The organism is Mycobacterium sp. 1245801.1 (assembly GCF_001673055.1).
GTDB classification, from domain to species: domain Bacteria; phylum Actinomycetota; class Actinomycetes; order Mycobacteriales; family Mycobacteriaceae; genus Mycobacterium; species Mycobacterium europaeum_A.
In genome coordinates, this window is record NZ_LZKY01000003.1 from 1 (window position 1) to 10,603 (window position 10,603).

A 10,603-nucleotide genomic window follows, 5' to 3' on the forward strand; every position below is an offset into this window, starting at 1 on the left:
TGCCGCGCGCGATGCTGCGGCCGTGCCGGGCGCTGTGGTAGGCCACCACGTCGGCCTCGCCGATCACCCGGGCGGCCTTGACGGTCACCAATTCCGGGTCACCGGGCCCCAGCCCGACGCCCCACAGTGTCCCCCGGTCGGCGCTTTGCGCGGTGCCCGCCGCGGTCACTCGCGGTCGCTCGCGATCGCGTTGACGGCCGCGGCCGCCATGGCGCTGCCGCCCCGGCGGCCCCGCACCACCAGATACGACGTCCCGCGGGGGTTGGCGATGAGCTCCTGCTTGGACTGCGCCGACCCGACGAAACCCACCGGTCCGCCCAACACCCCGGCCGGTGGGGCCAGCCCGTCGTCGATCAGCTCGAGCAGCCGGAACAGCGCGGTCGGGGCGTTGCCGATGGCCAGCACCGCGCCGGGCAGCCGGTCCGCCCACAGCTCCACGCCGGCCGCCGAACGAGTGGTCTGCCGGCGCGCGGCCAACTCGGCCGCCCGGGTGATCGGCGAGGCCGACGTGGTGGCCTACCACAGCGCCCGGCACGGCCGCAGCATCGCGCGCGGCATCGCCGAACCGTACCTGCGGCCCGGTCAGATCGAAGAGCACCTGGTCTATCCGGTCACCACCGAGACGACCGACCATCCCGGCGGCTATGCCGGTGCGATCGAGGACTTCTACGTCGAGGCCACCGAGCGCATCGCGGCGCATCTGGAGGCCGGTCGCAATGTGGCCCTGCTGGCCGAGGGCGATCCGCTGTTCTACAGCTCCTACATGCATCTGCACACCCGGCTGACGGAGCGGTTCGACGCGGTCATCGTGCCGGGCGTGACGTCGGTGAGCGCCGCCTCGGCGGCCATCGCGACGCCATTGGTGGCCGGCGACGAGGTGTTGTCGGTGTTGCCGGGCACGCTGCCGGTCGAAGAGCTGACCCGACGGCTCGCCGACGCCGACGCCGCCGTTGTGCTCAAGCTCGGCCGTTCGTATCACGCTGTGCGGGAAGCTCTTTCGACGTCAGGACAACTTGACGACGCGTTCTATGTGGAGCGGGCCAGCACCGCTTCGCAACGCATCCTGCCCGCCGCCGACGTCGACGAGGCCGGCGTCCCGTACTTCTCACTGGCCATCCTGCCGGGCGGGCAGCGCGGCCGGCGCGCTGCCGCCGTCGGCAGCGTCACGGTGGTGGGTCTGGGCCCCGGCGACATGGATTGGATGACGCCGCAGACCCGCCGCGAGCTCGCGGCGGCGACCGACCTGATCGGCTACGGCGGCTACCTGAGCCGCGTCCCGGCGCGCGACGGCCAGCAGCGTCACCCCAGCGATAACCGTGACGAGCCCGAGCGGGCCCGCCTGGCCTGCGCGCTGGCCGAACAGGGCCGCGCCGTGGCGGTGGTGTCCTCGGGCGACCCGGGCGTGTTCGCGATGGCGACGGCGGTGCTGGAAGAGGCCAAGGAATGGCCGGGCGTGCAGGTGCGGGTGATTCCGGCGATGACAGCGGCCCAGGCCGTCGCCAGCCGGGTCGGCGCGCCCTTGGGGCATGACTACGCGGTGATCTCGCTGTCGGACCGCCTCAAGCCGTGGGAGGTGATCTCCGCGCGGCTGCAAGCCGCCGCGGCCGCCGACCTGGTGCTGGCCATCTACAACCCGGCTTCCAAGTCGCGGACCTGGCAGGTCGGGGCGATGCGCGACATCTTGCTGGCCCACCGCGAACCCGGCACCCCAGTGGTGGTCGGCCGCAACGTCTCCGGCCCGGACGAAGACGTCCGCGTGGTCAGGCTGGCCGATCTCGAGCCCACCGAGATCGACATGCGCTGCCTGCTGATCGTCGGGTCGTCCCAAACCCAGTGGTACTCACACGATTCCACCGACCGGGTCTTCACACCGCGGCGTTACCAGGCCTGAAACGCCGGCTAGTCGCGATCCCAGGTGCTCGGCATCATCGGCAGGGTGGGGCCGTCGCTCAGCCCGTCGCGCGTCAGCGTGGCCAGCCCGGTGGCTTGCGCGGCATCAGGTTTGGTTGCGGCGCCGGCGAATCCGAGCGGTCCAGCGCCGTCGTCGGAAGGGCGGGGGGCGTACGGGTCTCCGGCGTCGGCGGCCGGGGTCGTCCCCCCGTCCATCTCCATGAACTCATAGCGGTAGGCGCGCTCGGTGGCGGTGCCGCCGCGACGCCGGCGGGCCCGCGCCTTCTTCTTGGCCTCGGCGGCCGCGGCCGCGGCGGCGGGCGTGTCGAGGTCGTCGGACGACGGTTCCTCCGACTTGCGCCGAGACCGGCTGCTCGCGCTGCCGCGCGCCGACAGTCCCGAAAGCCCCACGGCGTACAGGGCGTTGAACGCGTTCGCTCCGATGCCGTCGGTCGCCGTGGGACCGAAGCCGACACCGGGTCCGCCGCCCACCGGTCCCCCGCCCGCCGATCCGGCAACGGTCGTCGCGGGCGCGGTGGACGGGGTGGGCACGTGGCTCACGCTCGCCGGCGCGGTGGCGATCGTCGGCGTCGGGGCGATGACCGGCGCGGGCGCCGCCGCGACCGCCGGCAGGGGCGCGGGCGTCGAGAGCGGGACCGCGACGCTGATCGCGGTGACCGCCGCGGCCACCCCGCCCGCCGCGGCCGCGCCGATGGCGGCCACGACAACCGGGGCGAGCACCACCGCCATCTGGATCGCGAGCTGAATGAACGGCCAGAAGATCATCAGCGTGTGGAAGATGGCCCAGCCCAGCGCGGTCGACAGGGCCGGTGAGAGCCCCAACTGGCCGAAGAACGAGGCGAGGCTGTTGACCCACGGCACCGGCGGGAACGGCCACCCACCGGGGTTGAGGTCCTTGGACACCGGCCACGCGAAGTTCTGGGTGTACTGCTGCAGCCACTGGGTGAGCTGGTCCATCCACGACGGATAGGTCTGCGTCGCCGCCTGCTGCTGGGCGCTCGAGGTGTCGGCGTCGTTGAGGTTGGAGCCGGAACTCGCGGCCGGCGCGACGGCGGCCGCCTGTACCGCCGCGACGCCGGCGGTGGCGGCCTCGCCGCCCGGTACGACGATGGTCGGCGCGGGCGTCGTCGCGGGGACCGCCGCCAGCGCCGATTCGCTGACGGCCTGGTAGGTGGTCATCGTCGTGGCGGCCTGCACCCACATCCGCGCGTAGTCGGCCTCGTTGACGGCGATCGGAATGGTGTTGATCCCGAAGAAGTTCGTGGCGACCAACGCCCCGTGCACGGCATGGTTGGCAGCGAGCTCGCCCAGCGTCGGCATGGCGGCCAGGGCGGTGGTGTAGGCGGTGGCCGCGGTCTCGTGCAGGGCCGCGGCCGTCGTGCTCTTGGCCGCGCTTTCCAGCAGCCAGGCCTGATAGGGGGCGTGTGCGGCCACGTACTGGTCCGCGCTGGGGCCGTCCCACGAGCCCGCCTGCACCGCCCCCAGCACTCCGCTGAGCTCGGCTGCCGCGGTCGCGTAGTCGGTGCTCAGCGACGTCCACGCGGTGGCGGCGGCCAGCAGCGGCGCGGGGCCGGGGCCGCTACTGAGCAGTGTCGAGTGCACTTCGGGCGGAAACGCGATCCAGATCGGGGCGGTCATCGTCGGGGGCCTTCGGGCAAGGACACGAATACCTCTTCGGTGCATCTCGTGGGTGGGCTGGCGATGCGTACGACCAGAGGTCGGTTGCCGCCGCCGTTTAGTTCCCCGCAATTTCGTTCCGGGGCCAAATGTGGCGAGTCTTTGCGCGGGGCCGGGCCATGCGCAACGATGCAGGGATGCGGTGTGAGATTGCGCGCGAAGCGCTGTCGGCTCGATTGGACGGCGAGCGTCCCCAAGTCCTCGCGCAGCAAGTCGACGCCCACCTCGAATCCTGCCGCAGCTGCCGCTCCTGGTTGATCGGTGCGGCGGTGCAGACGCGCCGGCTGGCTTCGGTGACGCCCGGCGAGGGCCCCGACCTGGTCGACAAGATCATGGCGAGCATCGGCGAGCAGGCCACCGGACATCAGGCCCGGATGCGCTGGCTGCGGTCGCACTACCGGCGCTGGGGCCTGATCGCGGTCGGCCTTTTCCAGGTGGCGATCGCCGCCGCCCAAATCAGCGGAATCGATTTCGGCATGGTGTCCGAGCATATGCACGGCGCGATGTCCGGTGAGCACCTGATGCACGAGTCGACGGCCTGGTTGCTGGCGTTGGGTCTGGCGATGATCGCGGCCGGTGTCTGGCCCGCCTCGGCCTCGGGAGTGGCGGCCATCACCGGTGTCTATTCCGTTGCGCTGCTGGGCTATGTCATCGTCGACGCCTTCGCCGGCGAGGTGACCGCCACCCGCATCGCCAGCCACATGCCCCTGTTGTTGGGCTTGGCGTTCGCGTTGCTGGTGGCGCGGGAACGGGTGGGCTCGCACCGCCGGCGCGGCTCGGATGCTTCGGACGACGCACACTTTCCCGCCTGGGCGGCGGACTCACCCAGCGGTCGGCGGCGTGGGCATCTGCGGCCCATCAACCATGCCGCCATCGACCCCACCGCATCGTCTACGACGGGCCGTCGTAGAATCGGAAAACTCGCACAACAAAGGTGGTTGGGCATGATCGCGCCGAGCGATGACGAGGCCGTAACCGAGCTCGCGTTGTCAGCCGCGCGCGGAAACGCGCGAGCGCTCGAGTCGTTCATCAAGGCCACCCAGCAAGACGTGTGGCGGTTCGTCGCCTATCTCTCAGATTCGGGCAGCGCCGACGATCTGACCCAAGAGACCTTTCTGCGCGCCATCGGCGCCATCGAGCGGTTCTCCGGGCGTTCGAGCGCGCGGACCTGGCTGCTCTCGATCGCGCGCCGCGTGGTGGCCGACCACATTCGCCACCTGCAGTCGCGGCCCCGCGCGGCCATGGGTGCCGATCCCGAGCACGTGGTGCGCGCGGACCGGCACGCCCGCGGGTTCGAGGACCTGGTCGAGGTGACCACCATGATCGCCAACCTCAACGCCGAACAGCGCGAAGCGCTTTTGCTCACCCAACTGCTCGGCCTGCCCTACGCCGACGCCGCCGCGGTCTGCGGTTGCCCGGTGGGCACCATTCGTTCCCGCGTCGCGCGCGCCCGCGACGCGCTGCTGGCCGACGGCGAGCGCGGCCACCTAACCGGCTAGCGCGCCAACCCATTCCGCCGCCTCGGCCACCGTGCCGACGGTCGACACGCCGGCCGGTAGCGGCGGGCGCGCCACCATCACCACCGCAACGTTCAGCGCCGCCGCGGCATCCAGCTTCGCGCGGGTCATGTCCCCGCCGCTGTTCTTGGTGACCAGCGCGTCGATGCGGTGGTCACGCAGCAGCGCGAACTCGTCGTCGTAGCCATACGGTCCGCGGGAGAGCACCACCCGGTGACGGCGCGGCAATGCCGAAGGGTCGGGGTCGGTGACCGCACGGATCAGAAACCACGCGTCGCTGCCGGCGAAGGCCCACACGCCCGAGCGCCCGGTGGTCAGAAACACCCGCGAATAGCCTTGCCGGGCAACGGTTTCAGCGGCATCGGTGTCCGAATCGACGACGATAGCGGGGCCCGGGTCCCAGGCGGGGCGCGCCAGGATCAGGTGAGGTATCCGCAATTCGGCGCAGGCGGCGGCGGCGTGCGCCGTCATGGTGGCCGCGAACGGGTGGGTGGCGTCGACGACGGCGTCGATGCGTTCGTCGTGCAGCCAGCGCCGTAGCCCGTCGACGCCGCCGAACCCGCCGATGCGCACCGGTCCGACCGGCAGGGCAGGGTCGGGCACCCGGCCGGCCAGGGAGCTGACGATGTCGATGCGGGGATGCAGCGCTTTGGCCAGGGCGCGCGCCTCACCGGTGCCGCCGAGCAGCAGGACGCGCATCAGTGCCGGCTCCCCCGCGCCCGCCCGGTCGAGTACAGGTAGCTGTCGGTGAATCCCCCGGCGGTCAGCGCGTCGCCGACGACGATCACCGCGGTCTTGGTGATGCCGGTCCGATGCATCTGCTCGGCGATGTCGGCCAGCGTGCCGCGCAGCACCGCCTCTTGCGGCCAGCTGGCGAAAGCCACGACGGCCGCGGGTGTCTCGGCGCGGTAGCCGCCTTCGAGCAGTTGCGGAACGATGGTGTCGATCTGGGCGGCGGCCAGATGCAGGACCAGGGTTGCGCCGGACCGGGCCAGGGTCTTGAGGTCTTCGCCGGGCGGCATGGCCGTCGACAGGGTCGCCACCCGGGTCAGCGTCACCGTCTGCGCCACCCCCGGGACGGTGAGCTCGCGCTTCAGCGCGGCCGCCGCGGCGGCGAAAGCCGGAACCCCGGGCACGATTTCGTAGTCGATGCCCAGGGCGTCGAGCCGGCGGCACTGCTCGGCGAGCGCGCTGTACAGCGACGGGTCACCGGAATGCAGGCGCGCCACGTCGTGGCCGGCGGCGTGCGCCTCGCTGAGTTCGGTGATGATCTGCTCGAGCGTCAGCGGGCCGGTGTCAACGACTTTCGCGTCGGGCGGGCACAGGGCAAGCAGGTCGTCGGGCATGATCGATCCGGCGTACAAGCACACCGGGCAGGATCGCAGGAGCCGCTGACCGCGCACGGTGATGAGGTCGGCCGCGCCCGGGCCGGCGCCGATGAAATACACGGTCACTTGGTCACCACCCACTGGGTGACCGGGTACTGCGGGCGCCAGCCGGTGAATGCGCCCAGCGGCTCACCGTGATAATGCTGGAAGCGTCGCAGCTGCCCGCCCAGGCGCTGATGTGCTTGCGCCAGAACGGCTTCCGATTCGGTGGTGACCACATTGACGACGAGCCGTCCGCCGGCGGGCAGGTTGTCCAGGCAGGCGTCGAGCAGACCGGGCTGGGTCAGTCCGCCGCCGAGGAAGATCGCCGACGGCGGCTCGGCGCCGGCGAATGCGTCCGGAGCCTCGCCGCGCACCTCGATGTCGGCCCCGAAGGCCGCGGCATTGATGTCGAGATTGTGCCTGCGCCGCTCATCGCGCTCGAATACCACTGCGCTGCAACCGCGCCCGCTCAGGCACCACTCGATGCTGATGCTGCCCGAGCCGGCGCCGATGTCCCACAACCGCTCGCCCGGGCGCGGCGCCAGGGCGGCCAACGTCACCGCGCGGATCCCCTGCTTGGTGATCTGCCCGTCGTGGGTGAACGCGTCGTCGGGTAGTGGCGAGACACGGTCGTCGGGCAGGTAGCGCACGGCAATCACGTTGAGATCGTCGAGGTCTCGGTCACCGGCCCAGTCGCGGGCGGTGCCGTCGCGGCGGTGCTCGTCTGGGCCGCCGAGGCGTTCGAGGACGGTGAATTCGGACTCGCCGCGGCCATGCGCGGTGAGCAGTGCGGCGAGTTCGCTTGGCGTGGACTTGTTCTGCGACAGCACGATCGCTTGGCCGCCGCGGCGCACCGCGGTGCGCGGCTGCGCGGTGACCAGGCTGATCACCTCGGTGTCGTGGACGTTCCACCCCATTCGCGCGCAGGCCAGCGTCACCGAGGACACGTGCGGCAGCACCCTGACGTTGCCGCGGCCGTGCAGTCGGATCAGGGTGCCGCCGATGCCGTGCAGCAGCGGATCTCCGCTGGCCACCACGTGCACGTCGCCCGTGTGCTCATCGAGCAACGTCTGCAGCGCGGGCATCATCGGCGACGGCCATTGTCGTCGCGGCGCGGGCACCGTGTCATCGAGAAGGTCGAGTTGCCGCTGGGAGCCGTAAATGATTGCGGCCCTGCGGAGTTCGGTGCGTGACGCTTCGCCGAGTCCGGGCATGCCGTCGGCGCCGATGCCGACCACGACGATCATGAGCGCCGCTCTGCATCGTCGCCGGCGCGGATCATCGGGGCATCCTGCGCCAGATGAACTGCGGCAGCAGGCGCATCACGGCCGCCGCCGGTCCGAGCGCCCACGGGATCCACACCGTGCGGCGGCCCTTTGCGAGCGCTCGTGCGGTCGCGGCGGCCACTTGGGCGGGTGTGCTCGACAGCGGTGCGGGCGACATGCCTTCCGTCATGCGCCCGATGACGAATCCCGGGCGGGCGATCAGCAGGCGGACGCCGGTGCCGTGCAGCGCGTCGGCCAAGCCGCTGGCGAAGCCGTCCAGGCCGGCCTTGGCCGAACCGTAGACGTAGTTGGCGCGACGCACGCGTGCGCCGGCGATCGAGGAGAACACCACCAGCCGGCCGTTGTCCGCTTTGCGCATCACGGCGGCCAACTGGGTGAGCAGGCTGACCTGGGCGAGGTAGTCGGTGTGCACGACGGCGACGGCGTGCGCGGCGTCGATTTCGGCGCGGGCCTGGTCGCCCAGGATGCCGAACGCCAAGACCGCGGTGCCGATGGGACCGTGCTCGGCGACGATCGAGGCGACCAGCGGCCCATGCGAGGCCAGGTCGTCGGCATCGAATTCCCGGGTGTCGACCGCCGCGGCCCCGGCGAGTTTGAGCGCGTCGACCTGGTCAGCGAGTTGATCAGCGCGGCGGGCGGCCAGCACGACCGTCGCGCCCGGCGCCAACAGTCGCGCCAGTTCGATCCCGATCTCGCTGCGGCCACCCAGGATCAGTACTGGACCTGCGCCCGTGTCGTCCACGGCTGCGATTATCACCTGCGCTAGCGTGGGCGGTGATGGCGAATACCACTACCCGGCTCACCGACGATGCGCTGGCGTTCCTGTCGGAACGGCATCTGGCCATGCTGACCACGCTGCGAGCCGACAATTCGCCGCACGTGGTGGCGGTAGGATTCACCTTCGATCCCAAGACGCACATCGCGCGGGTCATCACCACCGGGGGTTCGCAGAAGGCGGTCAACGCCGATCGGGGCGGACTGGCCGTGCTCAGCCAGGTGGACGGCGCGCGGTGGCTGTCGCTGGAGGGCCGGTCCAAGGTCAACAACGACCCCGACGCCGTGCGCGACGCCGAGCTGCGGTACGCCCAGCGCTACCGCACCCCGCGCCCCAATCCACGACGCGTGGTCATCGAGGTTCAGATCGAGCGGGTGCTCGGGTCGTCGGATCTTTTGGACCGGGGCGAGTAGGAGCTCGCGGGTTAGGTGGGACCTAGCAGCGGACCGACCAACGGCAACCGAACGCATTTAAACGGGAATCCCGCGATTATTTCCAGGTGGCTGCAAGAGCAAATCGTCATGTTTACGGAGACGGCAAGCTTCAATGAATTCGATTGCCGCCTTTCTGTCGTCTAAGAATTGATCGAATTGGCTCATTGTAAGCTCATAGTACTCGTCGTAGTCCACAATCCCATTGCTTACGGGTATCGACGCGTAATAGCGTCCCGACAGCGACTCAATGCCGATCGCATATCTATCCTCACGTGACAAATAAGTGTCGTTAAACTGCATTAGTACTTCTTCCCTAGACAGCAGGACTTATGCTTCAATGCTGGACCTCAGTTCGCTCGTTTCATTCTTGGATCGGCCCCGGACTTGCTATATCAGCTAACGAAGGTTCCATCCAACGCATCGACCGATCTCGTGCAAGGCTTCCTGGGACAGTTCTGGATGCTTTTCATGGAAACGCCGCAGGATGTCGTTAACGCCTTCCGCTAGCGTCATATCTCCCCATTCGAGCGGCATGCTAACTGCTTCGTGCACCAATTCGGAAACACGCGCGATCAACGATTCGGCTTGCGATTGCCCGTACACCTCTAGCAACTTTTCTTTGTCGATATGAGGAACCGCGGTGTCACTGATGGCTACGACAATTGCGGCGTTTACGACGGCCGGATCCATCCTCAGCTCCTTCATCGCTCGAAAATCGTTGTTTCAGCACCGGTTTCGGGATCGATGATCACGATCCTGGTGACATTTGGATTGTCCATGAGTCGTGGAAGCTCGACCGCTTGCCACACACCACCGGGGCGAAGATTGGGTCCGATAACCGCGTGGACTTCACCTCGAGCGTTAGCAGCATATGTTTCGGAGACCTTCGACCACCACGCCTCCGCTGCGGGGTCGTCAAAGCTCCACTTCGGTGGCGATATGCCATTTCGCTCCAGCAGGCCCTCCAATGTGGTCCCGCTGCGTGAAGCTGCAAACAGGTCTGCCGATCCATTTCCGCCGGCTGATGATGGCCCGATGCCGACGCCATCGGAAGTTCTGCCCGACCAGAAAAATGCTCCATCCGGAGGCGGGGTAAGAAGCTCCGGGGGCGGCAGCGGATACGGTCCGACGAAGCCATCACCTGCTTGCGGCTCGCCGTTGGTGTCGTGGCCGGGCGGATGGTGCTTGTCCTCTCTCGGCGGACCCCCATCGCCGTCGCCATGCCCACTGGGATCCCCGGGTGGCCCTTCGGGCGGGTGTCCACCTGGCGGACCGCCGTCGCCGAGGCCATGCGTGCCACCGCCACTCGGCGTTGGCAATTCGGTCGGGCGCCCGCCTGGGACCTCGAAAGGGGAACCCGCTGAGGGAGGTGAAGGTGGCGATGGGTGGGGGCCGATAGGCGCGGTCTCAGCGGAAGATCCGCTCGGCGACACGGGCAGCGACGAATGGTCGAGCAGTTGCGGAGTTGCCGACGGCAACCCGTCGCCCGCCGCCGCCTGCACGGGCGGAAGACGTGGACCGGCGGTCGGCGCCGAAACCGGCTCACGCGGCCCACCCGACGGCTCGGCGACTGGGTCGTGAGCGCCACCGGCCGGCACGGAGACCGGCTCATGCGGCTGCTCCGCCGGCACCG

Annotated in this window: 9 protein-coding genes and 3 pseudogenes; 4 read left to right on the forward strand and 8 right to left on the reverse strand. The window is 69.6% G+C overall.

Annotation, left to right across the window (positions count from 1 at the left end; translation table 11 throughout):
- The coding region (locus A5622_RS27690; protein ID WP_231998264.1) for an SAM-dependent methyltransferase at positions 1–169 on the reverse strand (169 nt) is incomplete at its 3' end.
- Positions 166–489: pseudogene (locus A5622_RS00020) on the reverse strand (precorrin-8X methylmutase); the annotation flags it as partial. The gene A5622_RS27690 and the pseudogene A5622_RS00020, both read right to left, overlap by 4 nt.
- Between A5622_RS00020 and cobJ the strand changes: the two are divergent.
- Positions 482–1,891: pseudogene (cobJ, locus tag A5622_RS00025) on the forward strand (precorrin-3B C(17)-methyltransferase); the annotation flags it as partial. The pseudogenes A5622_RS00020 and cobJ overlap by 8 nt on opposite strands.
- 8 nt (positions 1,892–1,899) lie before the next feature.
- Here cobJ and A5622_RS00030 read toward each other — a convergent pair.
- Complete coding sequence (locus A5622_RS00030; protein WP_066875875.1) at positions 1,900–3,549, reverse strand: PPE family protein; 1,650 nt, start codon at positions 3,547–3,549, stop codon at positions 1,900–1,902.
- A 176-nt stretch (positions 3,550–3,725) separates the two neighbouring features.
- Between A5622_RS00030 and A5622_RS29905 the strand changes: the two are divergent.
- Both A5622_RS29905 and sigC read left to right on the forward strand, forming a co-directional pair.
- Positions 3,726–4,418 (forward strand): annotated as a pseudogene (locus tag A5622_RS29905) (DUF2275 domain-containing protein); the annotation flags it as partial.
- Positions 4,419–4,532: 114 nt separating this feature from the next.
- On the forward strand, positions 4,533–5,087 hold the full coding sequence (gene sigC / locus A5622_RS29910) for an RNA polymerase sigma factor SigC (RefSeq protein ID WP_231998251.1): 555 nt from the start codon (positions 4,533–4,535) through the stop codon (positions 5,085–5,087).
- Here sigC and A5622_RS00040 read toward each other — a convergent pair.
- The 4 genes from A5622_RS00040 to A5622_RS00055 are packed head-to-tail and all read right to left on the reverse strand — an operon-like array spanning position 5,076 to position 8,503.
- The gene (locus A5622_RS00040) at positions 5,076–5,807 is read right to left on the reverse strand and encodes a cobalt-precorrin-6A reductase (RefSeq protein ID WP_197507914.1); all 732 of its coding nucleotides are present in this window, start codon (positions 5,805–5,807) and stop codon (positions 5,076–5,078) included. The genes sigC and A5622_RS00040 overlap by 12 nt on opposite strands.
- Positions 5,804–6,559 carry a precorrin-4 C(11)-methyltransferase gene (cobM, locus tag A5622_RS00045; RefSeq protein WP_066867201.1) on the reverse strand — a complete coding sequence of 252 codons (756 nt, stop codon included), beginning with the start codon at positions 6,557–6,559 and terminating at the stop codon, positions 5,804–5,806. Before cobM ends, A5622_RS00040 begins: the two co-directional genes overlap by 4 nt.
- Positions 6,556–7,722, reverse strand: a complete 1,167-nt coding sequence (locus tag A5622_RS00050) for a bifunctional cobalt-precorrin-7 (C(5))-methyltransferase/cobalt-precorrin-6B (C(15))-methyltransferase (protein ID WP_066875878.1) — start codon at positions 7,720–7,722, stop codon at positions 6,556–6,558. The genes cobM and A5622_RS00050 overlap by 4 nt, the downstream gene beginning before the upstream one ends.
- 31 nt (positions 7,723–7,753) lie before the next feature.
- Positions 7,754–8,503 carry an SDR family NAD(P)-dependent oxidoreductase gene (locus tag A5622_RS00055; RefSeq protein WP_066867198.1) on the reverse strand — a complete coding sequence of 250 codons (750 nt, stop codon included), beginning with the start codon at positions 8,501–8,503 and terminating at the stop codon, positions 7,754–7,756.
- A 35-nt stretch (positions 8,504–8,538) separates the two neighbouring features.
- On the opposite strand from A5622_RS00055, the gene A5622_RS00060 reads away from it, so the two are divergent.
- The gene (locus tag A5622_RS00060; protein WP_066867196.1) at positions 8,539–8,949 is read left to right on the forward strand and encodes a F420-dependent biliverdin reductase; all 411 of its coding nucleotides are present in this window, start codon (positions 8,539–8,541) and stop codon (positions 8,947–8,949) included.
- A 417-nt stretch (positions 8,950–9,366) separates the two neighbouring features.
- Here A5622_RS00060 and A5622_RS00070 read toward each other — a convergent pair whose 3' ends face one another.
- On the reverse strand, positions 9,367–9,660 hold the full coding sequence (locus tag A5622_RS00070; protein ID WP_066867234.1) for a hypothetical protein: 294 nt from the start codon (positions 9,658–9,660) through the stop codon (positions 9,367–9,369).
- Between the last annotated feature and the right edge of the window lie 943 nt (positions 9,661–10,603).